Below are 25,509 nucleotides of genomic sequence, written 5' to 3'. Positions count from 1 at the left end.
ATCCCCTTCATTTTTGGTGCGAGTTGTGGTTCAGGTGCGGTTTGGTGCGTCAGAGGGACTCGTGGACAACCAACATGTCCGCGTCCAGTTCGCCGTCCGGGTAGAAACAGGCGAATTGCTGGTCTGTGGAGGCCGACGGCGAGGCGTCGGTCCGGGGGCCGGTGGCCGGGGCAGGCGCCGTCGCGGTTTCCAGCGGCGGCTCCAGGGTCAGGCACTTTTCCTGCTTGGCGGCCGGGAGTGCGGCGAAGACCGGGCAGCGGGTGGCGAAGTTGCAGCCCTTCGGCGCATCGAGCGGCGACGGCAGGTCGCCCTGCAGGATAATGCGTTCGCGGGTGCGCTCCAGCTGCGGGTCCGGCACCGGGATGGCGGAGAGCAGGGCGCGGGTGTAGGGGTGGCGCGGGTTGTCGAAGACGCTGTCGACGTCCCCGATTTCCACGATTTTGCCCAGGTACATCACGGCCACACGGTTGGAGATGTGGCGCACCACGGACAGGTCGTGGGCCACCATCAGGTAGCTCAGCCCGAGTTCGGCGCGGAGTTGGTCGAGCAGGTTGATGACGCCGGCCTGGACGGAGACATCCAGCGCGGACACCGGTTCGTCCAGGACCACGAGTTTGGGGTTCACCGCCAGGGCGCGGGCGATGCCGATGCGCTGGCGCTGGCCGCCGGAGAACTGGTTCGGGAAGCGGTTGACGTGGTCCGGCTGGAGGCCCACGAGCTCCATCAGCTCCATGATCCGCTTCCGGATCGCAGGCTTGGCCATCCCGGAGTTCTCCAGCGGCTCGGCCAGCACCTCGTAGACGGTGAAGCGCGGATCCAGGGCGCCGGTGGGGTCCTGGAACACCATCTGGAGTTCCTTGCGCATGGCGGCCTTGGTCTTGGCGTCCGAGGCGGCTTTGTTGCTCAGGCCGCCGATCGTCACCTCGCCGTCCTGGTCGCGGTGGAATTCCATGATTTCCAGCAGCGTGGTGGTCTTGCCGCAGCCGGACTCGCCCACGATCGAGAAGCATTCGCCCTCGCGGATGTCGAAGCTCAGGCCGTCCACGGCCTTGACCGTGCCGATCCGGCGCTTGAGCAGGGCGCCCTTCATCAGCGGGAAGTGCTTCTTGACGTCCTTGAGCTCCAGGACAGCCTTGCGCTCGGCCCGGGGCACCGCGTCGAACCGGGAGACGGGCACCGCGGGGGCGTGGAAGATTTCGTGGACGTCCACCTCGGTGGCAAGGGAATCGGTTTTGATGCAGGCGGCCTTGTGCTCCAGGGTGCCGTCGCCGGTGCCGCTGACCGGCCAGAGCTCGGGTTCGCCCTGCAGGCAGGCCTCGCTGACCAGCGGGCAGCGCGGGGCGAAGGAGCAGCCGGTGGGCGCGTGGATGAGGTTCGGCGGGATGCCCTCGATCGGCACCAGCGAGGTCTTCTCGGCCACGTCGACGCGGGGAACGGCGCCCAGCAGCCCCATGGTGTAGGGCATCCTGGGGTTGTAGTAGATGTCGTCGACGCTGCCGGTCTCCACCGGCTTGCCGGCGTACATCACCATGATGTCGTCGGCCATTCCGGCCACGACGCCCAGGTCGTGCGTGATCATCACGACGGCGGCGCCGGTTTCCTCCTGCGCGGTGTGCAGCACCTCGAGCACCTGCGCCTGGATGGTGACGTCGAGCGCCGTCGTCGGCTCATCCGCGATCAGAACGCGCGGGTTGTTGGCAATCGCGATGGCGATCATCACCCGCTGGCGCATACCGCCGGAGAATTCGTGCGGGAAGGCCTTGAGCCGGTCCTTGGGGCTGGGAATGCCCACCATGCCCAGGAGTTCGACGGCGCGGGCCTCCTTGGCCTGCTTGCTCATGGTCGGGTTGTGCACCGTGAGCGCCTCGATGATCTGGTTGCCTACGGTGTAGACCGGGGTCAGCGAGGACAACGGGTCCTGGAAGACCATGGCCAGCTCGTTGCCGCGGTAGCGGCACATGGCCTTGTCGCTGAGCCCCAACAGTTCCTGGCCCTTGAGCCGGACGGAGCCGGTGACCTCGGCGGTATCCGGCAGCAGGCCCATGATGGCCATCGAGGTGACGGACTTGCCCGAGCCGGATTCGCCGACGATCCCGAGGGTCTTTCCCGGCATCAGGTCGAAGTCGATGCCGCGCACAGCGTGCACCACGCCGTTCTCGGTGTTGAAGCGGACGTTGAGGTCGCGGACGGAGAGCACGGCACCCGCCGGCGCATCTGCGTAGTGCCCGCCGGCGGTGTGCAGGCCGGCCACGTGCAGCCGTTCGGCGGTGCTGAGGTCGGTGGCGGTGGTATCGCTGCTCATGAGGTCTTCTTCTTTTCCTTGGCGCTGCCAATGGAGCTGGAGCTGGGATCGAACGCGTCACGGAGACCGTCGTTCATCATGGCGAGCGAACCGGTCAGCAGGAACATCACGGTCAGCGGCACCCAGAACATCCACGGGAAGGTGGAGACCTGGGAGGTCGCCTGGCCGATCAGCACGCCCAGGCTCACATCCGGGACCTTGATGCCGATGCCGATGAAGGAGAACGCGACCTCGGCGAGGATGGCGCCGGTCACGCCGCGGGTGATGTCCAGGACCAGCAGCGAACCGATATTCGGCACGAGGTGGCGCCAGACGATGCGGCGCGCGGGGATGCCCATGTACTGGGCGGCTTTGACGAAGTCGCGCTGCATGAGCGACATCGAGAGCGAGCGGATCAGGCGGGCGGTGCCCATCCAGTTGAAGATCAGCAGGACGATGATCAGCAGCAGCCAGCTGGGGAGGTTCTGCTGCAGCCCGTTGCCGCCGCCGCTCGTGGCCACGGCCACGACCAGGAGGGCCGGCATCATGATCAGGGCTTCCAGGATGAACAGCATCACCTTGTCGACCTTGCCGCCGAAGTAGGCCATGGTGCAGCCGTACACCGCGGCGATCAGCACTGACACGAGGCCGACGACCAGGCCGATCAGGATCGAGACCCGGGTCCCTTCCACGGTCAGGGCGTACAGGTCGATGCCGGCCTGGGAGGTGCCCAGCAGGTGCTCCGAGGAAGGGCCCATGCCGATGTTGAAGGGGTCGATCGTCTCCTTGTCCCAGCTGGAGAAAATCCCGCCGATCAGGGACAGCACGGTGAGCAGGACGAAGATCGCCAGGCCGGTCACGGCGGTCTTGTTGCGCAGGAAGCGCCGCACGATGATCCGCGACTTCGCGATCACGACGTCGTTGTTCTCGATCTTGGCTTCTTCCGCGACGGCGGCCGGATCGATGGCGTTCAAGTTCGTCATGGCTACTGCACCCGCACTCTCGGGTCGACAAGGGTGGTGGCGAAGTCGGCGAGGATCGCCCCGATCGCGAAGATCACGGAGCCGTAGGCGAGTGTCGCCGTGGCCGCGTTGACATCCTGCAGCGCGATCGCGTCGATGCTCCAGGAGCCGACGCCGTGCCAGGCGAAGATCTTCTCGGCGAAGAAGCCGCCGGCGAAGATGGCCGGGATGGTGAAGGCGATGCTCTGCGCCACCGGGATGAACGAGACCCGCAGGGCGTGCCGGCTGATGGCCTGGTTGCGGGTGAGGCCCTTGGCCCGGGCGGTGCGGACGAAGTCGGCGTTGACGTTGTCCAGCAGGTACTGGCGCTGGGCGATCTGGTAGGCGCCCCAGCCCACGATCGTGATCGCGAAGGTCGGCACGGCGTAGTGGGCCATCATGTCGACGAACTGCACCCAGCCGTCACCGTCCAGCCCGGGTGTGGAGATGCCGGTGACGAAAAAGATCCGGTCGCCCACGGTTTCGTTGATGTTGATGGCGCCGAGCTGTACCAGGAAGTAGGCGATCGGGGCCGGCACGATGTACACGAGATAGCTGTACGAGGTGATCGCGCGATCGGAGAACTTGTACTGCCGGGCCGCGGTGTAGACGCCGAGGGCGACGCCGATGATCAGGGTGAGGATGATCGAAGCCAGGAACAGCCGGGTGGAGATCCAGACCCGGTCGCCGAACTCGGCGTTCACGAAGGCGCCGTTGGGGCTGCGTCCCCAGTCCCAGCGCGTGACGATTCCGGTGAGCCAGTCCACGTAGCGTTCCCAAGGGCTCAGGGCCGGGTCCAGTCCTTTGAGCCGGAAGGAGTTGGCAACCTGTTCCGGCGTGGGGCGCGGAATTTTTTCCTGCTCCAGCAGCGCCGGCTGCAGGCTGGTGACCGCCAGGAAATACCCGGCGCTGGTGGTCAGGAAAATCATGAATGCATACGTGACGGCACGTTTGGCAAGGTATCGGAGCATGGGGCTACTTCAGGATCGCCGTGGTCTGCGCGGTTCCGGAGGCCACCGGACGGGCTGGACCAGCCTGTCCGCAGGCCGGGGTCGTTACAACATTCACAGCGTGGTTCCTTCCGTCGTCCCCCCATAAGGCAGCGGGGTGTCCGCTGCCGATCCGGGATCTCGGCCAGCGGGTGCCTGGCCCCCCGCAGGCCTTGCGGCCAGCCCAGCCGGGCTATGTTGCGGGTCACATTCCAGAGGAAACTACCACATAGAAATTGCGGGGAGGCGCGCGAAAGGGGGCGAAACGGTATGCCCACTACCAGATCGTTATGAATAACTCATTTGAATTGATTTGACTTGGCAGTCTCCGCGCGGGTCGGCTAGCCTACGCGCCGCGCACCACCCGGGTGGCCAGCTCCCGCCAGGACTCAACCAGCCGGTCCGGGGCGACCCCGTGGACCCGCACCGCATGCAGGATGCGCTCCGGCTCGAGGGTCACGCTCAGGGCGCCCGCCATCAGCCAGGGATCCGCGCTGACCCCGGCTTCGCGCAGCAGCAGTTCCAGATGCCGGTGCCAGAGCACGGCGGCGGGCACATCGAACCGGTTGTGGGCGGACGCATCCGCGGCGCGGGCGAGTTCACCAAATTCCAGCACCCAGGCAATCCGTTCCGCGCCACAGGCAATCAGCCGTTCCAGGGGCGGCGCACCGGGCCCCAGCGGCGGCGGCCCGAACATGAACCGGCCCTGGAACTGCGCCTCGGCATCACTGAGCAGGCTCATCATGAGTCCCGCCCGACTGCCGAAGCGCCGGAAGACGGTCCCCTTGCCCACGCCGGCGCGCCCGGCCAGGGACGCCATGGTGAGGCCGTCCGCCCCGCACTCCTCAATCAATTCCCGGGCGGCCCGGAGCAACAATTCACGGTTGCGGGCGGCATCCCGGCGTTCAGACTCGGCCGCGCCCCGGACGCCGGGACGATTACCGGGGTGGGCCGGGGGGTCGCCTGCTTGCCCGCCGGGCCGAATTGGGATGAGGCTCACAACGCCCAGTCTAGCCCCGGGGGAATAATAAGCGGACCGCAGTCCGTTTAGCTTTGGTGAAGGCCATCAAAGCCTCCGCGACCATCCAGCCGCCGGAATCTCCGCGGCGCGTTTCAAGGAGTTCACATGACTACCAACACCGTTCTCACCCTGGTCGGCAGCCTGCGCGCCGGCTCCACGAATGCCCAGCTGGCCGAAGCCATCCAGCTCAACGCGCCCGAGCAGGTCGACGTCGTCATCCACGAGAGCCTCGGCAACATTCCGTTCTACAACGAGGACATCGACGTCGAGGGCCAGGTTCCCGCCGCCGCCGCAGCGCTGCGTGCCGCCGCAAACGACGCCGACACCCTGCTCCTGGTCACCCCGGAATACAACGGCACCGTTCCCGCACCGCTGAAGAACGCCATCGACTGGCTCTCCCGGCCCTTCGGCGCCGGCGCCCTGAGCGGCAAGCCCACCGCCGTCGTCGGCACCGCGTTCGGCCAGTACGGCGGCGTCTGGGCCCAGGACGAGGCCCGAAAGGCCGTCGGCATCGCCGGCGCCAAGGTGCTCGAAGACGTCAAGCTTGCCGTCCCCGGTTCGATGGTCCGCTTCGCCGAGGTCCACCCGAAGGACGACGCCGAGGTCGTGGAGCAGATCAAGGGCGTGTTCGAAGCCTTGGCCGAAGCCCGTACCGCCGACGCCGCCTAAGCAGGCTCATCACAGACCGACACCCCCGGCAGCGCCCCCCACTGCCGGGGGTGTCCTGTGTCCGGGATCCCCTTGCCGTTCTTGTGAACAAAAGTTTTCCCCGTGACAACGCGGGCCTGTATCCTAGGATTGTGACCCACGAAACACTTGATGCCGCCGCAGAGCTCCTTCCGGCCGAGGCAATTGACGCAATCGAACGTGCGGCTACGTCCGCCCACCGCCACGAGAGGCTTTTCTCGGAGCGCGCAGCAAATATCAAGCAGTCGGCCGTCCGGGACGTCTTCGACATCTCCCTGCGTCCGGGCCTGGTCTCCCTCGCCGGCGGCAGCCCCTACCTCCAGTCCCTTCCACTGGAGCGGCTGGGCCAGTCCGCCGCGAAAATCATCGCCGAACACGGCCTGACGGCGTTGCAGTACGGCGGCGGGCAGGGTACCGAAGAGCTCCGCGCGCAGATCTGCGAGGTCATGGCCGCCGAGGGGATCCTCGACGCGAAGCCCGAAAACGTCGTCATCACCGCAGGCTCGCAGTCCGCCCAGGACGTCGCGACCAAGGTCTTCTGCAACCCGGGCGACGTCGTCCTCGTGGAGGATCCCACCTACGTCGGTGCATTGAACACCTTCGAGGCCTACCAGGTTGAGGTGGGCACGGTGCCGATGGACGAGCAAGGGATCATCCCGGACCTCCTCGAGGCCAGGATCGCGGCCCTGCAGACCGCGGGCAAGAACGTCAAATTCCTCTACACGATCCCAAGCTTCAACAATCCGTCCGGTATCACGCTCGCCGCCGAACGCCGGCAGCAGGTAGTCGATATATGCCGCAACGCGAATATTCTGGTCCTGGAGGACAATCCGTACGGCCTGCTGCGCTTCGACGGCCAACCGCTGACCCCGCTGCGGGCCGGCAACCCGGACGATGTGATCTACATGGGCTCCTTCTCCAAGATCTTCGCCCCGGGACTGCGGATCGGCTGGGCCCTGGTCCCGGCGCACCTGCAGCGCCGCTACTACCTCGCCTCGGAAGCCGTCACCCTGTGCCCGCCGACGCTCAACCAGATGCTGGTCTCCGCGTACCTGCGCGACTACGACTGGCGCGGCCAGATTGCCACCTACCGCGGGCTGTACCAGGAGCGGTGCGAGGCCATGCTCGCAGCCCTCGAGAAGTACATGCCCGAGGGGCTGAACTGGACACGCCCGCAGGGCGGCTTCTTCATTTGGGTCACGCTGCCCGAGGGCATCGACACCTACCCGCTGTTGCAGAAGGCCATCGATGCCGGAGTGGTGTTCATTCCCGGTGCAGCATTTACCCACTCGGACGAGCCCTCCAACAAGTTGCGGCTCGCTTTCAGTGCGGTGCCGCCGGACGCAATCGAGGAAGGCGTCCGGCGTCTGGCGCCGGTACTGCGGGAAGCAGTCGCGGCGTTGTAGCCTGAACTATTGCTGTTGACTGAACGGCGCCTGACGTATTCATGCCTGACCAGAGGAGTCCCCTATGACCGGAATCATCGTTGTCGGCGTCGATGGCAGCGAGACTGCCCTGAAGGCGGCCCAAACGGCCCGGGACCTGGCTGTCTCGCTCGGCGCGACGCTGCACGTGGTCAGCGCGTTCGATAGCGACCGGACCGAGGTGTTCGGCAGCGGCAGCGACCGGTGGATTGTTTCCGACGCCGACGACGCCGAGAAGGTGGCCAAGGGTGTAGCCGACAGTCTCCGGACGGCCGGGATCAACGTCACCTACGCGGCAGCCCGGGGCAAGCCCGCGGAAGCGCTGATCCACGAGGCGGAACGTTCCGACGCGCAGATGATCGTGGTCGGCAACCGCCGGATGCGCGGCCTGGGGCGCGTCCTCGGCAGCGTTGCCAACAGCGTGGCCCACGGCGCCCCCTGCGACGTCTACATCGCCAAGACCGACAGCCCCGAGTAGCGGCGCAACTGCAGATGCCGGCGCAGCAGCCCTAGGGCTGCTGCGCCGGCTTTGCTGTCCTAGGCATCCACTGCCTTCAGCATCCGGCGCAGGATCTTGCCGGACGAGGACTTCGGCACCGCCTCGATGAATTCCACGCGCCGGATCTTCTTGAACGGCGCCACCCGGGCGGCTACGAATTCCTGCACCCCGGCTTCGTCCAGCAGCTCGCCCTCGGCGTTCGGCTGGCGCACCACGAAAGCCATCGGCACCTCCTGGCCGTCGGCGTCGGCGGTTCCGACCACGGCGGCGTCGGCGATGCCGGGGTGGGTAAGCAGCAGCGCCTCAAGCTCGGCCGGCGCAATCTGGTACCCCTTGTACTTGATCAATTCCTTGAGCCGGTCCACGATCGACACCACGCCGTCCGCCCGCACCGTGGCGATGTCCCCGGTGTGCAGGAAGCCGTCCGCGTCGAGGGTGTCAGCCGTCTCATCCGGCCGGTTCAGGTAACCGAGCATCACGTTGGGCCCCCGGCACAGCAGGTGGCCCGGGGCGCTGGTTCCCTCCGCGGGGACCTCGATTTCCTCGCCCGTGGCCGGATCCACCAGCCGGCAGTCCATGTTGGGGACGGTGTAGCCCACCGAGCTGACCGGAACCTCCGTCGCGTCGACCGGGATCAGGTGGGAAACGGGACTCATCTCGGTCATGCCGTAACCCTGGAGCACCCGGCAGCCCAGCCGCTCGGCCAGCCGCGCCCCCAGTTCGCCGTCCAGCGGCGCCGCGCCGGACAACGTGGTGTGCACGGAGCTGAGGTCGTATTCCGCCACCAGCGGGTGCTTGGACAGTGCCACGGCAACCGGCGGGGCAATGAAGAGATAGCTGCACTTGTGGTCCTGGACCATCCGCAGGAATTCCGCGAGGTCGAACTTCGGGATGGTGACCAGCCTTGCGCGTTCCCGGAGGGCCAGGTTCAGCAGCACCGTGAGTCCGTAGATGTGGAAGAACGGCAGCAGTGCCAGCAGCCGGTCGTCCGGCCGGACCTTGAGCAGCCCGCGCGACTGTTCCACGTTCGCCACGAGGTTGCGGTGGCTCAGCATCACGCCCTTGGGCCGTCCGGTGGTGCCCGAGGAGTACGGCAGCACGGCGAGGTGGGTGGCAGGGTCGAAGCTGACATCCGGGGCGGGTGCGCCGCTGGCGAGCAGCTCCGTCAGCGAGGGGTGACCCTCGGCGCCGTCGAGCACCACCAGCCGCTCCGCGGGGATGCCCACCTGGCCGGCCGCTTCCCGGGCGGCGGGCAGCAGGGCCGAGATCGTAAAGAGCCAGCTGGCTCCGGCGTCGGTGAGTTGTTTCGCGATCTCATCGGCCGTGTACAGCGAATTGACGGGAGTGACGGTGGCGCCGGCCCGCAGCAGGCCGTGGAACACGACAGTGAACGCCGGGATGTTCGGGCAGAGGATGGCGGCGACGCCGTGGATGCCCAGCCCCTGGGCGGCGACGGCGCCCGCGAGGGCGTTGATCCGGTCGCGCAGCTCGCGGTAGCTGGTTTCGGCTCCGCTGCTGCCGTCGACGACGGCGACCCGGTCCAGGTCCGCCTCCTCCAGGCCGCCGAAGAGGTACTCGTAAAGGCTGACGTCGGGAATTTCAACAGCGGGGAACGGGCTCGAGAACACGCAAAATCTCCTTTGATCGGCGTTCGCCGGCTCGGCGGCGGCTGGTGCCACTCTAGTGCCGCCGCGCGGTTCCGGGACAGGATTCGCCTGGATTTGACCGCGGTCACCCTCCGTCGTGGGCAGCCTCACCCGGAATTACCGGCGACGGCGCGGCGCGCGGCGGTAAAATTGGAGGTGCCCCCGATGGTGCGGACAGACCTATCCGCCACCTCCCGGGGAGAAACCCATGCCTGTTCTTCAGCGCCGCCAGCTCGTCGGCCACGACATTCTGCTGGCCCGCCACGGAAACCACATCAGCACGATGCGGGTCGACCGTGCCGCCGGCCGGGTGGTCGCGTACCTCGACGACGGCTCGGTGGACAGCGCCCCCAATTTGATCTCCCCGGCGCTGCGGATGCCCGATACCGTCCGGAGCATCCTGCGCGAGGACTGGAAGTTCCTGGGCGCGGTCACGGCCGGCAGTTTCGGTTTCGCCGGCGTGGTGTTTGCCGCAGCGGCCGCCGTTGCCGGCTGGGGCAGCGATCCGGGCATGACCGAGCTGCTCTCGACCTTCGCCGCCTACGGGTCGAACTAGGCGCAACACGCCCGGACCCCGCGTTCCCGCCCGGTTCTTGGGCATCTCTACTGCAGCGCGGTCCGCCCCGGCGCCGGAGAACCGCGGGATCCCGCCGCCCGGCCGGGTACTGGCCAGGAACTGGCCGGGAACAACTGGGCAGGAGCGTCGGCGGCCAGCGCCCCGGAGCGTCGGCCGGACCGGCGGCCGACCGGCTCAGTCCAGCAGTAGTGCGGGCTCTTCGAGGATGGCTGCGACGTCGGCCATGAAGCGGGCCGACAGGTCTCCATCCACCACCCGGTGGTCGAACGAACCGCCGAGCGTGGTGATCCAGCGCGGGATCACCTCGCCGTCGAGCACCCAGGGCTTCTGCTTGATGGTGCCGAAAGCCACGATCGCCACCTCGCCGGGATTGATGATCGGCGTTCCGGTGTCGATGCCCAGGGCGCCGATGTTGGTGACCGTGAGGGTGCCGCCCTGCATCTGCGCCGGCTGGGTCTTGCCCGCCCGGGCGGTGGTGGCCAGCTCGTTGAGGGCCAGCGCCAGTTCCTTCAGCGAGAGATCCTGGGCGTTCTTGATGTTGGGCACCATCAGCCCGCGCGGGGTCGCGGCCGCGATGCCGAGGTTCATGAAGTGCTTAACGTGGATCTCGGCTGAGTCGCTGCCGTCCTCGGCATCCACCCAGCTCGCGTTGACGCTGGGGTTCCGCGCCGCGGCCCAGATGACGGCTTTGGCGAGGATCAGCAGCGGCGAAACCTTGATGCCCTCGAAATCGCGGGAAGCCTTGAGCCGCTTGACGAACTCCATGGTGCGGCTGGCGTCCACGTCCACGAAGATGCTCACATGCGGGGCCGCGAAGGCGGACTCGACCATCGCCCGTGCGGTGGCCTTGCGGACGCCCTTGACCGGAATGCGCTCGATCCGCTGCTCCTGGGGGCGGCCGGTCTTGCCCCAGAACGAATCCGCCTGGTCCAGCTCGGCGTCGCGCTGGGCCTGATAGCTGACGAGGTCCTCACGGGTCACTTCGCCGCGCGCCCCGGTGGGAACGACGTCGGCCAGGTCGATGCCGAGGTCGCGGGCAATCTTCCGGACCGGGGGTTTGGCCAGGACACGGTTGACGAGGCCGGTGATGGCCCCGCCCAGCGTCGGGCGCTGGTCGACAGCTTCGGCTTCCGCCGCGACGGGCGGTTCAGCCTGGGTGGCCGCGGACGGGCTGATCCAGATGTCGTGCGCCTCGATCCCGGCCCGTTCGACGGCGGGGGCGGCGGCTGCCGCAGCCAGGGCGGAGATCCGGCGGCGCCGTTTGACGGCGTCGGCCTTCGGACCGGAACCGACCAGCGGGCCGCCGGCCGGGGGCCCGGCCGGCTCGGCGGTGTCGGACGCGTCCTGCTCCAGCTTTCCGTACATCGGCGCCTCGGGCGCCGCGGCAGCAGGAGTAGCCGCCGGAGTTGTTGTGGCAGCGGCGGCAACCGCCGGGGTCCCGGCCGGCGCGGCGGCGTCGGAAACGCTGATGATCGGCGTTCCGACGTCGACCGTCACGCCCTCCGGGACTAACAGCTCGGTGACAGTTCCGGCGTAGGGGGAAGGAAGCTCCACGAGGGACTTGGCGGTCTCGATTTCGCACAGCACGTCGTTGACGGCCACGGTGTCACCGGCCTTGACCTTCCAGGACACGATTTCGGCCTCGGTCAGGCCCTCGCCCACGTCAGGAAGGTTGAACTTGTTCACGGTCATGGAGGTCCCCGTCAGTAGGCGAGGGCGCGTTCCAGCGCCTCAAGGATGCGGTCGATGTCCGGCAGGTAGTCTTCCTCCACCTTGGCGACCGGGTAGGGCATGTGGAAGCCGCCGACGCGGATGACCGGGGCTTCGAGGGAATGGAAGGCCCGCTCGCTGACCCGCGCCGCGATCTCGCCGCCGATACCGCCGAAGGTCGGCGCCTCATGCGCCACGATCAGCCGGCCCGTTTTCCGGACCGAGGCCGTGACGGTGTCGAAATCGATCGGCGAAATGGAACGCAGGTCGATCACCTCGACGCTGTGGCCGTCCTCGGCCGCCGCGGAGGCGGCCGCGAGGGCCACGGGAACCAGCGGGCCATAGGCCACGACGGTAGCGTCCGACCCCTCACGCAGCACATGGGCCCTGAACGGGTCCGCGGACTGGCCCGGGGAGCCGGTGTCGACCTCGCCCTTGAGCCAGTAGCGCCGCTTCGGCTCGAAGACGATCACGGGGTCCAGGCAGTCGACCGCCTGCTGGATCATCCAGTAGGCGTCGTGCGGGTTGGACGGGGTGATGATGCGCAGCCCGGCGGTATGGGCGAACAGCGCCTCGGGGGACTCGGAATGGTGTTCAATCGAGCCGATGCCGCCGCCGTAGGGGATCCGGATGACGACGGGGACGGTGAGGTTGCCGTTGCTGCGCGAATGCATCTTCGCCAGCTGCGTGGTGATCTGGTTGAAGCCGGGAAAGACGAAGCCGTCGAACTGGATCTCGCAGACCGGCAGGTAGCCGCTGAGCGCCAGGCCGATCGCGGTGCCGATGATGCCGGACTCGGCGAGCGGGGTGTCCACGACGCGGTCGGCGCCGAACTCCCCGATCAGGCCGTCGGTGACTCGGTAGACGCCGCCGAGCGGGCCGATGTCCTCGCCCATCAGCAGGGTCCGGGGGTTGCTGCTCAGCGTCGCGCGCAGGCCCTCGTTGATGGCCTTGGCAATGGTCATGGTGGTCATCGGCGCACCGCCCCCTCTGTGTGTGCCGCGGCCGTTTCGGACCCGGCAGCGCCTGCCTCGGCTCCGTCTGCCTCGTCGGCGAAGCCCGCACTGTATTCCTCAAACCACGCCAGCTCCTCGGCCACCAGGGGGTGTGCCTCGGCGTAGGTGTTGGCGAAGGCTGTCCGGATGTCCGGGGTTCCCAGGTCGTGGATGGTGCTGCGGACGTACGCCGCCAGCTCGTCGCCGTCGGCCTTGACCTGCTCGAAGAAGGCGTCGTCGGCGAGGCCTTCGGCGCGCAGGTACTTCTCGAGCCGCTCCAGCGGATCCTTCGCCCGCCATTGCGCCTCTTCATCCGAGCCGCGGTACTTCGTCGGATCGTCGGCGGTGGTGTGCGCGCCGACGCGGTAGGTGAAGGCCTCGATCAGCACCGGGCTCTTGCCTTCGCGGGCGCGTTCGAGGGCCCACTCGGTGACGGCGTGGACCGCGATCACGTCGTTGCCGTCCACCCGGATGCCCGGGAAGCCGTAGCCCTTGGCGCGGTTGGAGAGCGGAATGCGGGTCTGGACGGCGGTGGGAACCGAGATGGCCCAGTGGTTGTTCTGGCAGAAGAACACCACGGGGGCGTTGTAGGAGGCGGCGAAGACCATGGACTCGTGGACATCGCCCTCGGAGCTGGCACCGTCGCCGAAATAGACCATAACGGCGGCCTTGGGCGCCTGGGAACCGGCCGGCGCCTCCCCGGCTGCCGCCTGGGCCGCGGCGAGCTTCTGGTCGCGCTGGATGCCCATTGCGTAACCGACCGCGTGCGGCGTCTGGGCGGCGAGGACCAGCGTGTAGAGGTGGAAGTTGGTGTCCTTGGGGTTCCAGCCGCCGTTGGACACCCCGCGGAACTGCCGCAGCAGCTCGGCCAGGTCGACGTTGCGGGTCAGCGCGACGCCGTGCTCCCGGTAGGTCGGGAAGATGTAATCCTGCGGCTGGCTCGCCCGGCCGGACCCGATTTGCGCCGCTTCCTGGCCGGTGAGCGGGACCCACAGGGCCAGCTGGCCCTGCCGCTGCAGCGCGGTGGCCTCGACGTCGAAACGGCGGATCTTTGCCATGTCCGCGTAGAAACCGCGGAGCTTCCCGGCGTCGAGCCGCGCGGCGTACTCGGAAAACACCGGATCCGAACCCAGGGTGCCGTCCGGACCCAGCAGCTGGACCATCGGGACAGCGGGGTCGCCCGGCACCGCCTCGGCCTGCGCCTCGAGCTGGTCATCCACGTCGGTTCCGTCGAACTCGGTAGAGGGCAGATGTGTGGCGCCCATACCGTCTCCTTGCCTGCCGCATCCGAATGCGCCGCAATCGCTGGGATATATGCCGGACCGGGCATGCATTCCAGGTCCGGCATATATTTTGGCTTACTCGTCCCTACTTTATCCGCAGCGTACCTTCGGCGGACTTCGTGTTAAGCGCTAGGAACGCTGTGGGGGTTTTGTATAGATCGCACACAATTCGAGGAAACGGGTGTTGGCTTCGGCCTCGCCGATGCTCACCCGCACCCCCTCGTTGCCGAAGGCCCGGACCGACAGTGCCCGCTCCCCCGCCAGTGCGGCAAATTCCGCACTGTTGGTACCCAGATTAAGCCAGACGAAGTTGCCCTGGGCGTCCGGTACGACCCAGCCGAGCTCACGCAGGCCCTCGGTCACGCGGTCCCGCTCATCGACCAGGCTTTGTACCCTTTCTACAACCTCGCCAAAGTGCTGCAGCGAGGCGACAGCCGCCGCCTCCGCGATTTGGGAAACCGCGAAGGGCGTCGCGGTGACGCGCAGGTGCTGGGTGAGGTCCGGCTGGGACACGCTGTAACCCACGCGCAGTCCGGCCAGGCCGTGCGCCTTGGAGAAGGTCCTCAGGACGACGACGTTCGGGTACTTGCGGTACATCTCGATGCCGTCGACGGCATCCTCGGCCCGGACGAACTCCTGGTAGGCCTCGTCGATGACCACCACGATGTCCGAGGGGACGGTCTTGAGGAACCGCTCGGTCTCCTCGGTCGTGAGAATGGGGCCGGTGGGGTTGTTCGGGGTGCACAGCAGGATCATCCGGGTGCGGGCCGTCACCGCGGCAGCCATCGCGTCCAGGTCGTGCCGGCCGGCGGCCGTCAGCGGGATCTGCACGCTCTCGGCGCCGGCCAGGCCCACGCTGATGGGATACGCCTCGAAGGAACGCCACGCGTAGATGACCTCGTCGGCCTTGCCGTCGTCGTTCTGGCCGGCAAAGGTGGCCAGCAGCTGGTTGAGCGCACCGAGGCTGCCGGCGCCGGTCACGATGTCCTCGGCGGGGACGTCCAGGAAGCCCGCGAGCGCACCGCGCAGCTTGCTGCTCAACGGGTCCGGGTAGCGATTGAAGTCGGTCTGCGCCGCGATGGCCTGCTGCACTGCAGGGATCGGAGCCAGCGGGTTCTCGTTGGAGGAAAGCTTGTAGCTCACGAGCCCCTCGACCGGGACCGGCGGTTTTCCGGCTGCGTAACGGGGAAGGAGGTCTACTACCGGCCGCGGGCGGATCCCTCCGGCCTGGTTGTCTGATGAAGTCATGCCTCTTAGCCTACTTCGCCCTCCTGCCGGTACGACCGGTGATGTGACAGCATGGGGCCATGCGCTCACTCTTCGTGCGGGTCATCGTCAATGCTCTGGCCCTCTGGATCGCCAGCTGGATCCTCCCCGGGCTGGATATTTCCACGTCCGCCACCACCGGGGCCGTGGCCAATAGCGGCGTCACGCAGGGCACGGACACGATCGGGATCATCCTGGCGTACCTGTTTATCGGGCTGATCTTCGGCCTCGTCAACGCCCTCGTCAAGCCGCTGGTCAGCCTGCTGTCGCTGCCACTGACCATCCTCACGCTGGGGCTGTTCACGATCGTCATCAACGCCGCGATGCTGTACCTCACCTCCTGGCTGAGCTCTTACACGCCGGTGCACTTCACCATCGACTCCTTCTTCTGGACCGCGGTCTTCGCAGCCATCATCATCACCGTGGTGTCCCTCGTCGCCGGGCGGCTCCCGGGCGGCCGGCGCCGCTAGCCGGCCCTCCGCGGACACTCCCGCCGGCACTCCCCGCCCAGTCCCTAGCCGGACATCCCCGCCGCAGCCGGGGCCGCAGCCGGTGCCGCAGCGGGCCGTGCGTCCGTCGCGACGCGGGCTGAGGGCAATACGCCGGTCGAGCGGTTGGGCCCCGGAGCCGTGACCACGCCCTGCGCCGGCTGCGGTTCGCGCCGCAGGGAAAATCGGGTCACCGTTGCGGCGCCCCCGGCACCGACCACGGCGGCCAATGCGGCGGTGGATGCCCGCAGCGAGGGATCCCGGCTCGCCGCGACCGCCTCCGCACCGGCCGTGTAGTTTTCCAGCCGATGGCCGGGACCGAGACCGAAATCCTGCGGCGGCGGCATGACCAGGTCATTGGTCAAGGTCACGGTCACGCGGTCCCTGGTGTCCGCATTGGCCAGTCCGTCGGCTCCCGGCACCCAGTCGTGCTGGTGCTCCAGGTGCAGGCTGCCAATGCCCGGCTCAGGGGTGATGCCGCCCACCGGGGAACCGGCGGTCAGTACGAACTTCAGGTCGAATTCGGCCAGGAAGGGTTTGTCCCTGCTGAGGTTCATGGCGTGGATGCCGCCCTGGCTGTAGCCGACGACGGCGAGCTGCTCGCCCGCCTCCACACCGGCCTCGCGCAGCGCCTGCCTGATGGCCCCTGTGGTTGCCTGCGAATCGTAGCCGAGCCCCTCGGCGATGCCGGCTGTATCGAAGGGGTTGGTTCCCGCGGGCAGCCCGCCGAGCTGGGTTCCCGGGATGATGACCACCCAAGCGCGCCGGCTGCCGCCGTCGACCCGGATGACTTCAATGTCGCCGCTGTTCCGGCCCACCGCGTCCGCCCGCCGCAAGAGGCCCGCCGGGGAGAGGTCCACGTCCGCGGCGGCTGTTTCGCTGCCGACCACTGTGACCGGCCGCGGTTTCAGGAACCCCAGTCCCGGCGCGGCCGCCAGGTCCCGGATTGCGCGCCGGACGTCAGTGGGCCCGCTGAGCGCGCCGACGGCCCCGGCCAGGGGAACGGGCAGGCCCAACAGGAGGGCCAGGCTGCGCGGAGCCATGGCCACGCCGTGTTCGACCTGGTCGCGGATCCCGGGAAGCGCGAAGAGACTTTGCGGGGAGCCGTACCCGGGGGCGGAGAGCCCCATCCGAAGCAGCAGGGCGTTCCGGGCTTCGGTGAATTCGTACTCCCGGTGGCTGGCCCGGACCTGGGCGGCGATGTGTTCCAATTCGGCCCTGACGCGGCTGACGTCCCGGCCGGCCTCCCCCACCGCGATGATGGCGTCGCTGCCGCTGCGGTAAGAGTCGGGCTGGTAGTCGAACAGCGCGCGGCGGACGCCGTCGGCCTCCGCCTCCAGGGCGTAGAGCTGGCGCACCACCCCATCCAGGGCCGCCGCGCCCGCCAGCAGTTCCTCGAACTGGAAGCTGAGGCCGCCGATCCCGCCACGGATCCGGAGCATCCCGTCCGGGGGCGGTGCGGAGGGGCGGGGGACGTCTCCGGAGCCCGCCGGGGTCGCCTCCGCCATCAGTACCCCGGCCGTCCCGACGAAAGCGTCACGTTCTGGGCGTGCCGCAGGACCACCGCTGCCGCGTCCTGCAGCCCGTCCCGGCCCCGCCGCAAGGCCGCGGCCTGAAGCGACAGCGTAGAGCGGTAGGCGCGGCCGGCCGGGGACTGCCAGCCGTGGAGTTCCAGCCGGCTCAGTGCGGCCAAGGCGGCACCGCCCTGGTCCGCACATGACGCGACTCTGGCAGCCAGCTGCTGGACCTCGTAGCTGCGTGAGGCGCACGCCGCCGCCTCCGCCGCTGTCAACGTGCCGCTCATGGTCCGGGCCCCTTTCATTCGCAGTTCAGTCCCGGGTTCGACGCTAGGGGCCGGCCAGCGGCGCCGGAAGCGGCCGGGACAGCTATGTGGAAAAGCAGCCGCCCGCGCAGGGGGCGGAACGGTCCCGTCCGCGGGGGGGAAATGTCATAAGGAACTGCCCGCTTAAGGCCCGGCGGCACTTCGTGAAAGAATCGGACCATGCCTGAAACTGCCGCCACAGCTGAGACCCGCACGCCGTCCGGACGCCTGGCCCTCGCCGCGTCCGACCACCAGATCGCGCTCGGCCCGCTCGACGGCCGCTACCAGTCGGCGGTCGCGCCGCTGGTGGACTACCTCTCCGAGGCCGCGCTCAACCGTGACCGGGTCGCCGTCGAGGTTGAGTGGTTGATCCACCTGACCAACAACAACGTCCTGCCGGGGGCCGGACCGCTGAGCGCGAGGCAGCAGGAGCAGCTGCGCGCCATCGTCACCGAGTTCGACGCCGCGTCGGTCGCCGAACTGGCCGAAATCGAGGCCGTCACCGTGCACGACGTCAAGGCCGTGGAGTACTACATCGGCCGCCGGCTGCCGGGCATCGGAATCGAGCACCTGACCGCCATGGTGCACTTCGGCTGCACCTCGGAAGACATCAACAACCTCTCTTACGCGCTCGGCGTCAAGGGCGCCGTGGAGGACGTCTGGCTGCCCGCGGCCCGCCAGCTGGTCGCGCAGATCAGCGCGATGGCCGAGGCCAACCGCGCGGTCCCGATGCTGTCCCGCACGCACGGCCAGCCCGCCACCCCCACCACGCTCGGCAAGGAACTGGCCGTGATCGCCCACCGGCTGACCCGCCAGTTGGACCGCATTGCCCGGACCGAGTACCTCGGCAAGATCAACGGCGCGACCGGCACCTACGCCGCCCACGTCGCCTCCGTGCCGGGGGCGGACTGGGAGCAGGTCGCCAAGAGCTTCGTAGAAGGCCTGGGCCTGGGCTGGAACCCGCTGACCACGCAGATCGAAAGCCACGACTGGCAGGCCGAGCTGTACGCCGACGTCGCGCGCTTCAACCGGATTCTGCACAACGTGTGCACCGATATCTGGAGCTACATCTCGATCGGCTACTTCGCGCAGGTCCCGGTTGCCGGCGCCACGGGGTCCTCCACGATGCCGCACAAGGTCAACCCGATCCGCTTCGAGAACGCCGAGGCCAACCTGGAAATCTCCTCGGGCCTGCTGGACGTACTGGGCTCCACGCTGGTCACCTCCCGCTGGCAGCGCGACCTCACCGACTCCTCCTCGCAGCGCAACATCGGCGTGGCCTTCGGCCATTCCCTGCTGGCCATCTCCAACGTGGCCAAGGGCCTGGACCGCCTGGACGTGGCCGAGGACGTGCTCGCCAGGGACCTGGACACCAACTGGGAGGTCCTCGGCGAGGCGATCCAGATGGTCATGCGGGCCGAGGCGATCGCCGGCGTCGCGGGCATGGAAAACCCGTACGAGCGGCTCAAGGACCTGACCCGCGGCCAGCGGGTGGACGCCGCCCGGATGCGGGAATTCGTCCAGGGCCTGGGCCTGTCAGCCGATGCCGAAGCCCGGCTCCTGGCGCTAACCCCGGGCAAGTACACCGGCATCGCGGACAAGCTGGTCGACCACCTGGCCTAGCCGTGCTCGCCCCGAATTCACCTTCCGGCAGGCCGCCGTTTACGCGGCCGTCGAGGACTGGCCAGCTTCAGAAAGGAAGCTGGGGCTGTTACCGACCCGAGGAGACCCCTTGCCGAGCGACGCACCGTCGACAGCACGGACCGTTCTGACCGACCCCGGCCCAGCGGCCGGTCCCGACGCCGACCCCGGCCCAGGAGCCGGCGCGGCTGCTGACGCCGCGGCCGACCCGGCTGCCTTGAGCCTGATGAGCTTCAACATCCGCTGCGACATCGCGGCGACGTTGCCGGGCCAGGCCGACTACTGGCCGGAGCGCGTTCCGGCGTTGCAGGCCGTACTGGCCGAGGAGCTGCCCGAGGTGCTGGGCATCCAGGAGGGCCTGGAGCACCAGCTGGCCGTGATCGGCGAGGCCCTTCCGGACCATTACCGGATGATCGGCCACGGCCGCGAAGGTGGCCGCCGGGGCGAGCACTCCTGCATCTTTTACGACGCCCGCCGCCTGAAGCTGCGGACGTGGGACCAGTTCTGGCTCTCTGACACGCCCACGGTGGCCGGCTCGGCGACGTGGGGCAACCACGTCACCCGGATCGCCACCTGGGGCCGGTTCGAAGACAACCACACCGGACGTGAGCTGATGGTGGTCAACACCCACTTCGACCACGAGTCCGAGAACGCGCAGCTGCGCAGCGCCGAGGCCATCGTGGAGCACGCAACACGCTTCGAGCCGGGGCTGCCGACCGTGCTGATGGGCGACTTCAACGCCGACGCCGGTGCCTCCGGCGCGTACAGCACCCTGGTGGGGAGCGGCACCTTCCGGGACTCCTGGACCGCGGCCAAGCAGCGGCTGACTCCGGAGTACGGGACGTTCCCGAACTACAAGGACCCGGTCATCGGCGAAAGCCGCATCGACTGGATCGCCGTCACGCCGGAGATCCAGGTCGCGGAGGCCGCGGTCAACACCTTCCGGCTGGACGACCGGTACCCCAGCGACCACGCCCCGATCCAGGCCACGGTCCGGATCCCTTGACCGCCGGAATCACGGGCGGCAAGCGGGGCCGCGCCGGGTCCCGGCCCAGCCGGTAAAATCGCTGCCATGAGGCTTCTGCTGATCCGTCACGGCCAGACCCCGGGCAACGTCCTGGGACAGCTGGACACCGCCCATCCGGGCCCCGGACTGACCGAACTGGGCGAACGCCAGGCGGCCGCGCTGGCCCGCTCCCTGGCGAACGAAAAGATCGGACTGCTCTACGCGTCCACCCTGGTCCGCACCCAGCTCACGGCCGCACCGCTCGCCACCACCCGCGGGCTGGAGATTGAGGTGCTGGGAGGGCTGCGGGAAATCGAAGCCGGGGCGCTGGAGAAGCTCACCGACCGCGAATCCCACCTGCGCTACCTCGGCACAGTGTTCGCCTGGACGGCGGGCGAACTGGACCGGCGGATGCCCTCCGGCCCCAGCGGCCACGACTTCTTCGAACGCTACGACGACTCGATCGCGAGGATCGCCGCCGCTGCCTCCGCCGCCGGGGACGCCGCCGTCGCCGTCGTCAGCCACGGCGCCGCGATCCGGGTCTGGACCGGCCTGCGTGCCGCCAATGTCGAGGCGGAGTTCGCCGCGCGGCACGTGCTCGCCAACACCGGCATCGTGGCGCTGGAAGGCGATCCCGACGCCGGCTGGCGGCTGATCCACTGGGACGACAGCCCGGTGGGCGGACTGGCCCTGGCGGACCCGACGGCGGAGGACCCCACCGGCCGCCCCGCCGAACCGTCCGCTTAGACGTTTCCCTGCCGGACGGGCGTTTCCGGACGCCGAATGTGCGCCGACTCGTCGAAATCGCGGAAACCGAGTTCTCGAAGCCCTTACGTGGCCGAAACACCACGGAAACCGCCGCTCCATAGCCTTGGTCTGCATAACCCTTCGGCGAATCGAGGCAGCGATGCAGACCAACCCGCGGCTCAACATCCGGCAGGTCCCCTGGTCCAACCCGGTGGGAGCCGACCTGCGGGCAGCCCAGCAGGCGGAACTGGACGCCCGCTTCGGCCACCGCGGGCACGAGTCCGGGCCACCGCCGTCGGAGGTCGACACCGCGGTGTTCCTGGTGGCGCACGACAAGGCGTCGGGCCAGCCGGTGGGCTGCGGCGGGTTGCGCCTGCTGGACGAGCACACCGCCGAGATCAAGCGGCTCTACGTGCTGCCGTACACGCGAGGTTCGGGCGTGGCCAGTTCCATCCTGGCGGCGCTGGAGGGGCACGCCCATGCCCTCGGCGTCACCACCCTGACCGCTGAGGCGGGGTCGGCGCAGACCGACGGGCGGCAGTTCTACCAGAACTCGGGCTTCGTGGCCGTGCCCAACTTCGGCCCATACGTCGGCGTGGAGCACTCGTACTGCTACGCGAAGCCGATCGATTCGCACAGCGCCGCGCACACCGCCATGGCGTGAGGCCGCGCGTCGCTGCGTGCCGCCTGCGCTGTCAGTGCCTGCGTTGCCAGTGCCGCCGGGCCCGGACCGTCAGGTCCAGAAATCGTCTGACTTGGCCGTGTCCTCGAAGTACTCCCGGCCCTCGGCGATCTTGCCGTCGCGGACCACGAAAGTGATGACGGTGCCCATGTCCAGGGTCTTGCCGTTGCCCTCCCCGTGGGTTTGCTGGATCGCGACCGTATGGCTTTCCCCGCCCACGATGTCCTGGACCTTGGCTTGGAAATTTCCCTGCGTGCGCGCTCCCAGTTCGCCGAAATACGCCAGGATGGCGTCGCGGCCCTGTTTCGTCCCCGATAGCACGCCGCTTCCGGCCACGTGCCAGACTGCGTCCTCCGCGAACAGCTCGCTGAGGGTCGCCATATCCCCTGCGTTGAAGGCCTCGTACCCCCGCCGGACCAGTTCAACATTCTCTGCGTTTCCCATGATCGGACACCTCTCCGTCGTCCTTGTCGGGTCATGCTGGGACGGTTAAAGGCTAGTCCTGGCCCGGGGTGCTGTCGATGGAAAGATGGGGGGCTGCCGGAGTCCCGGAGGACGTCCTAGTTCCCTGCCGGCCAGCCCGTGTAGGCCTCGGCAAGGTAAGCGCGGCCGTGCCGCGAGGACACCACCGAATTGAGTTCGCCGAGCTGGCGGGCGCGGGCGAAGTCGTCGGCTCCGGTCGGGGTGTGCAGCATGGAGGTCATCCAGTAGGAGAAGTGCTGCGCTTTCCAGACCCGGTCCAGGGCGCGGTCGCTGTACAGGTCAAGGAGCTTCGTGGAGCCGGTCTTGTAGAAGCTGTCCAGGCCTTCGAACAGCACCTTGACGTCGTGGATGGCCAGGTTCAGGCCCTTGGCTCCGGTCGGCGGGACGGTGTGGGCGGCGTCCCCGGCCAGGAACAGCTTGCCGTGCCGCATCGGGGCGTGCACGAAGCTGCGGAACTTCAGGACCGTCTTGTCGATGACCGGGCCCTCCTTGAGCTCGAAGCCGTTGCCGTTCACGCGGCTGCGGAACGCCTCCCAGATCCGCTCGTCGTCCCAGTTGTTGACGTCCTCCCCGGGGTCGCACTGGAAGTACATCCGCTGCACCGTCTCGGTCCGCTGGCTGATCAGGGCGAAGCCGTTCTCCGAGTTGGCATAGATCAGCTCGTCGGAGCTGCGCGGCGCCTCGGCCAGGATGCCGAACCAGGCAAAGGGGTACTCGTGGAAGTACCACTTACGGTCAGCCTCGGGAATCTGGACACGGCAGTGGCTGCGCGAGCCGTCCGCGCCCGCAATGAAGTCGGCCTGAAGCTCGAACTCGGTGCCGTCCGCGTCCGTGAACCACACCTTCGGCGAACCCGCGATGTCATGGACGCTGGTGTCCGTGACGCTGTACCGGACGTCGCCGCCGTCGGCCTCCCGGCGCGCGGCGAGGTCCATGAAGACGTCGGTTTGCGGGTAGAGCCAGACCGACTCGCCAACCAGGTCCTGGAAGTCGATGCGGTGGCTTTCCCCGTTGAACCGCAGCTCGATCCCGTCGTGCCGGTCGCCGTCGCGCAGCACGCGGTCGGAGACGTCGGTGTCCACGAGGAGGTTGACGGTGCCGTGCTCGAGGATGCCGGCACGGACGGTTTCCGAGATTTCGCGCCGGCTGCGCAGTTCGACCACGGTGGACTCGATGCCCTCTTTGGCCAGCAGGTGGGAGAGCATGAGCCCGGCGGGGCCCCCGCCCACGATGGCCACCTGGGTGGTGATGACTTTTCGGGCTGCCATGTTGTCCTCGCTTCGTTGCGGGGCCCGGAGCGGCGCGCCAAGCTGTCGGCCGCACGCCGCGGCTCCGGACCGGATCGGTCTTCTGGCTAACAGTGTGCGCCCGGAGCAGTGATCTGCGTTACAGGTCTTCCGTTGAACGGAATTCGGCCGCCGTGCGGGAGTCCCCGAGCCGGCGCCCGATGCCCCGCGCCGCGGTCTGCAGCGCCGGCACCAGCGCCTGCAGCCGCATCTCCCGCAGCGGAACCACGACGCCGAGGGCAGCGACCGTCCGCTTCCTCGCGTCCCGCACCGGGACGGCGATCCCCCAGGTGTCGGGGTCCACGACGCCGGCCAGCTGGGCGTAGCCTTCCTCGGCGGCCTCGGCCAGGAGCGAGCGGAGGTCCCCGGCGCGGAGCCTGCCTGCGGGGTCGTTGAACTGGCGCAGGTATGCCGCCTGCACCGAGGCCGGCTGGTGGGCCATCAACACCAGCCCGGCCGAGGACAGGTGCACCGGCATCCGCCCGGCGACTTTCGCCCGGTTGGCGACCGAGCCGCGGCGCGACAGACGCTCCACGAACAAGGCGTCCCAGCCGTCCAGGACAGCCAGGTTCACGTTCTGGTTGAGCACCTGCTGAATGTCCTCCATGAACGGCATCGCCGCCTGCCGCAGGGCCAGGGTCGGCGAATTGCGGTTGACCAGCTCCCACAGCCGCAGCCCCAGCCGGACCGACCCCCCGCTGCCGAGCTCCAGGAGCCCGTGCCCGGCCAGCTGCCGGACCAATCGGTGGGCGGTGGTCAGGGGCAGGCCGGCCCGGTCCGCGAGTTCGGAGAGCTGCAGGGCGGCAGAGCCCTCGGGGAAGGCCTCGATGAGGCGCACCACGCGGTCCACCACGGAGTCCCCCGACCCGGAATTGGCCACGCTTCCCGCTTCCCCGAACTGTTGACTGCCTGGGATCAGTCTTCCATTGAACGGTGGCCGGCGGCCACCCGGCGCCAGAGGGCCGGCGCCAGCACGACGGCGACGCCGACGGCGGCTCCGATGACCGTCTCCAGGAACCGGTCGCGCAGCAGGGTCCCCGCGGGCACGGGCGCCACCAGCAGGGTCGAGATCAGCGCCAGCGGGGTGACGAAGACCTGGGCCAGCATGTACTGGCGGGCGATGAACATCTCGGCGCCGAACTGGCAGGCGGCAATCACCAGCACGGTCTGCCAGGGGGCCGGCTGCAGCAGCAGGATGGCGGCCAGCAGCACCAGCCCGAGCGCGGTGCCGATGATGCGCTGAACGCCGCGGCTGATGCGGTGACGCGTGCTGTGCCCCACGAGCGGCACGACGGCGGCCACCATGGCCCAGTAGTTGTGGCCGAAGCCGAGCCATTCGCCGGCCAGGGTCGCGAGGGTGCCGGCCAGGCCGGCCGCCACGAGGTAGCCCACGGCTTCGAGCTTGGCAACGCGGCGCTCCGCTGTGGTCAGCCGGACCGGCCGGGGCCACGACCACGGCTTCCGGCGGCTCGGGGCGACCCGGGCGGACAAGCCGATCAGGAGCGAGAGCGCGACGGTCAGGACGGCCACCAGCATGCCCTGCCAGAGCGGTGGCTGGCTGGGGATGGAGGCGATGGCAGCGAAGGCGAAAATGTGGAAAAGCGATCCTGCCGGGCGGAGCCGCCACCAGGCGACGATCAGGGAGCAGCCGCCGGCCACCACTGTGGTCGTGAGGACCTGCAGCCAGACGGTGCCCGACGGCGTGAGCGCCAACGCCGCCCCGGCGCGGGCCGCCAAGGCGCCGAGCAGGATCACCGCGAGCATGAGGGTGCCGGCGCGCAACTGCAGCACGAAGCGGCGGCCGTGGGGCTCGTTCCGGCCGTAGATCCCGGCGAAGGCCCCAAAGGAGGCGAAGATGGCCAGATCCAGCCGGCCCAGCAGCACGAGGGTGATCAGCGGGACGAAGACGCCGACGGCGCAACGGACCGCGGCCTGGTGGTCCTTGTTGGCTGGAGCCATGGTGAACATCTCGCCG

General features: G+C 68.6%; 24 protein-coding genes. 9 read left to right on the top strand and 15 right to left on the bottom strand.

All coding sequences use genetic code 11. The features are described 5' to 3' along the window. Window positions 1-49 precede the first annotated feature (49 nt). The 4 genes from AC1DBL_RS15585 to AC1DBL_RS15570 form a co-directional block, all read right to left on the bottom strand. Window positions 50-2,302, bottom strand: a complete 2,253-nt coding sequence (locus tag AC1DBL_RS15585; RefSeq protein ID WP_441419231.1) for an ABC transporter ATP-binding protein — start codon at window positions 2,300-2,302, stop codon at window positions 50-52. Then, on the bottom strand, window positions 2,299-3,264 hold the full coding sequence (locus AC1DBL_RS15580) for an ABC transporter permease (protein ID WP_476893399.1): 966 nt from the start codon (window positions 3,262-3,264) through the stop codon (window positions 2,299-2,301). Before AC1DBL_RS15580 ends, AC1DBL_RS15585 begins: the two co-directional genes overlap by 4 nt. Window positions 3,265-3,266: 2 nt before the next feature. Next, window positions 3,267-4,253 carry an ABC transporter permease gene (locus AC1DBL_RS15575; protein WP_441419229.1) on the bottom strand — a complete coding sequence of 329 codons (987 nt, stop codon included), beginning with the start codon at window positions 4,251-4,253 and terminating at the stop codon, window positions 3,267-3,269. A gap of 364 nt (window positions 4,254-4,617) precedes the next feature. Beyond that, window positions 4,618-5,271: a TetR/AcrR family transcriptional regulator gene (locus AC1DBL_RS15570; protein WP_476926435.1), complete on the bottom strand. Its 654-nt coding sequence runs from the start codon at window positions 5,269-5,271 to the stop codon at window positions 4,618-4,620. Window positions 5,272-5,397: 126 nt separating this feature from the next. Here AC1DBL_RS15570 and AC1DBL_RS15565 point away from each other — a divergent pair, with 126 nt between their 5' ends. The 3 genes from AC1DBL_RS15565 to AC1DBL_RS15555 all read left to right on the top strand — a co-directional run bounded on the left by AC1DBL_RS15565 (window position 5,398) and on the right by AC1DBL_RS15555 (window position 7,881). After that, entirely contained in the window at window positions 5,398-5,961 is a 564-nt protein-coding gene (locus tag AC1DBL_RS15565; RefSeq protein WP_175323502.1) for an NAD(P)H-dependent oxidoreductase, read from the top strand. A gap of 131 nt (window positions 5,962-6,092) precedes the next feature. Continuing rightward, window positions 6,093-7,385: an aminotransferase-like domain-containing protein gene (locus AC1DBL_RS15560; protein WP_476926434.1), complete on the top strand. Its 1,293-nt coding sequence runs from the start codon at window positions 6,093-6,095 to the stop codon at window positions 7,383-7,385. Between the two features lie 64 nt (window positions 7,386-7,449). Beyond that, a complete protein-coding gene (locus AC1DBL_RS15555; protein ID WP_175323500.1) occupies window positions 7,450-7,881 on the top strand; it encodes a universal stress protein in 432 nt (143 codons plus the stop codon). A gap of 59 nt (window positions 7,882-7,940) precedes the next feature. Here AC1DBL_RS15555 and AC1DBL_RS15550 read toward each other — a convergent pair whose 3' ends face one another. Then, window positions 7,941-9,530 (bottom strand): AMP-binding protein, encoded by a 1,590-nt coding sequence (locus AC1DBL_RS15550; protein WP_441419225.1) that lies wholly within the window; start codon window positions 9,528-9,530, stop codon window positions 7,941-7,943. Between the two features lie 226 nt (window positions 9,531-9,756). On the opposite strand from AC1DBL_RS15550, the gene AC1DBL_RS15545 reads away from it, so the two are divergent. Further along, window positions 9,757-10,104 carry a hypothetical protein gene (locus tag AC1DBL_RS15545; RefSeq protein WP_441419224.1) on the top strand — a complete coding sequence of 116 codons (348 nt, stop codon included), beginning with the start codon at window positions 9,757-9,759 and terminating at the stop codon, window positions 10,102-10,104. A gap of 195 nt (window positions 10,105-10,299) precedes the next feature. Here the strand turns inward: AC1DBL_RS15545 and AC1DBL_RS15540 are convergent, their stop codons facing one another. The 4 genes from AC1DBL_RS15540 to AC1DBL_RS15525 all read right to left on the bottom strand — a co-directional run bounded on the left by AC1DBL_RS15540 (window position 10,300) and on the right by AC1DBL_RS15525 (window position 15,361). Beyond that, entirely contained in the window at window positions 10,300-11,817 is a 1,518-nt protein-coding gene (locus AC1DBL_RS15540) for a dihydrolipoamide acetyltransferase family protein (protein ID WP_476926433.1), read from the bottom strand. An 11-nt stretch (window positions 11,818-11,828) separates the two neighbouring features. After that, window positions 11,829-12,809, bottom strand: a complete 981-nt coding sequence (locus tag AC1DBL_RS15535) for an alpha-ketoacid dehydrogenase subunit beta (RefSeq protein WP_441419222.1) — start codon at window positions 12,807-12,809, stop codon at window positions 11,829-11,831. Then, window positions 12,806-14,095, bottom strand: coding sequence for a thiamine pyrophosphate-dependent dehydrogenase E1 component subunit alpha (locus tag AC1DBL_RS15530; protein ID WP_476926432.1), 1,290 nt, complete (start codon window positions 14,093-14,095; stop codon window positions 12,806-12,808). Before AC1DBL_RS15530 ends, AC1DBL_RS15535 begins: the two co-directional genes overlap by 4 nt. 147 nt (window positions 14,096-14,242) lie before the next feature. After that, window positions 14,243-15,361 (bottom strand): histidinol-phosphate transaminase, encoded by a 1,119-nt coding sequence (locus AC1DBL_RS15525; RefSeq protein WP_476926431.1) that lies wholly within the window; start codon window positions 15,359-15,361, stop codon window positions 14,243-14,245. Between the two features lie 59 nt (window positions 15,362-15,420). On the opposite strand from AC1DBL_RS15525, the gene AC1DBL_RS15520 reads away from it, so the two are divergent. Beyond that, a complete protein-coding gene (locus AC1DBL_RS15520) occupies window positions 15,421-15,849 on the top strand; it encodes a phage holin family protein (protein ID WP_441419219.1) in 429 nt (142 codons plus the stop codon). Window positions 15,850-15,893: 44 nt separating this feature from the next. Here AC1DBL_RS15520 and AC1DBL_RS15515 read toward each other — a convergent pair whose 3' ends face one another. Continuing rightward, the gene (locus AC1DBL_RS15515; RefSeq protein ID WP_476926430.1) at window positions 15,894-17,375 is read right to left on the bottom strand and encodes a hypothetical protein; all 1,482 of its coding nucleotides are present in this window, start codon (window positions 17,373-17,375) and stop codon (window positions 15,894-15,896) included. After that, complete coding sequence (locus AC1DBL_RS15510) at window positions 17,375-17,671, bottom strand: hypothetical protein (protein ID WP_476926429.1); 297 nt, start codon at window positions 17,669-17,671, stop codon at window positions 17,375-17,377. The genes AC1DBL_RS15515 and AC1DBL_RS15510 overlap by 1 nt, the downstream gene beginning before the upstream one ends. 198 nt (window positions 17,672-17,869) lie before the next feature. Between AC1DBL_RS15510 and purB the strand changes: the two genes are divergently transcribed. The 4 genes from purB to AC1DBL_RS15490 all read left to right on the top strand — a co-directional run bounded on the left by purB (window position 17,870) and on the right by AC1DBL_RS15490 (window position 21,747). Then, window positions 17,870-19,312 (top strand): adenylosuccinate lyase, encoded by a 1,443-nt coding sequence (purB, locus tag AC1DBL_RS15505; RefSeq protein ID WP_476926428.1) that lies wholly within the window; start codon window positions 17,870-17,872, stop codon window positions 19,310-19,312. A gap of 109 nt (window positions 19,313-19,421) precedes the next feature. Then, on the top strand, window positions 19,422-20,336 hold the full coding sequence (locus AC1DBL_RS15500; protein ID WP_441419215.1) for an endonuclease/exonuclease/phosphatase family protein: 915 nt from the start codon (window positions 19,422-19,424) through the stop codon (window positions 20,334-20,336). A 66-nt stretch (window positions 20,337-20,402) separates the two neighbouring features. Further along, window positions 20,403-21,083, top strand: a complete 681-nt coding sequence (locus AC1DBL_RS15495; protein ID WP_441419214.1) for a histidine phosphatase family protein — start codon at window positions 20,403-20,405, stop codon at window positions 21,081-21,083. A 160-nt stretch (window positions 21,084-21,243) separates the two neighbouring features. Continuing rightward, on the top strand, window positions 21,244-21,747 hold the full coding sequence (locus AC1DBL_RS15490) for a GNAT family N-acetyltransferase (protein WP_476909667.1): 504 nt from the start codon (window positions 21,244-21,246) through the stop codon (window positions 21,745-21,747). Between the two features lie 69 nt (window positions 21,748-21,816). Here AC1DBL_RS15490 and AC1DBL_RS15485 read toward each other — a convergent pair whose 3' ends face one another. The 4 genes from AC1DBL_RS15485 to AC1DBL_RS15470 form a co-directional block, all read right to left on the bottom strand. Then, window positions 21,817-22,209, bottom strand: a complete 393-nt coding sequence (locus AC1DBL_RS15485; protein WP_441419212.1) for a nuclear transport factor 2 family protein — start codon at window positions 22,207-22,209, stop codon at window positions 21,817-21,819. A gap of 116 nt (window positions 22,210-22,325) precedes the next feature. Next, window positions 22,326-23,516 carry a 4-hydroxybenzoate 3-monooxygenase gene (locus AC1DBL_RS15480; protein WP_476926427.1) on the bottom strand — a complete coding sequence of 397 codons (1,191 nt, stop codon included), beginning with the start codon at window positions 23,514-23,516 and terminating at the stop codon, window positions 22,326-22,328. 118 nt (window positions 23,517-23,634) lie between these two features. Next, window positions 23,635-24,414, bottom strand: coding sequence for an IclR family transcriptional regulator (locus tag AC1DBL_RS15475; protein WP_476893387.1), 780 nt, complete (start codon window positions 24,412-24,414; stop codon window positions 23,635-23,637). A 35-nt stretch (window positions 24,415-24,449) separates the two neighbouring features. Next, the gene (locus tag AC1DBL_RS15470; RefSeq protein ID WP_476926449.1) at window positions 24,450-25,502 is read right to left on the bottom strand and encodes an FUSC family protein; all 1,053 of its coding nucleotides are present in this window, start codon (window positions 25,500-25,502) and stop codon (window positions 24,450-24,452) included. Between the last annotated feature and the right edge of the window lie 7 nt (window positions 25,503-25,509).

Source organism: Arthrobacter sp. 10T44 (assembly GCF_056393885.1).
Note: the sequence above shows the minus strand (reverse complement) of the source record. Positions and strands in the feature narration are given on the sequence as shown.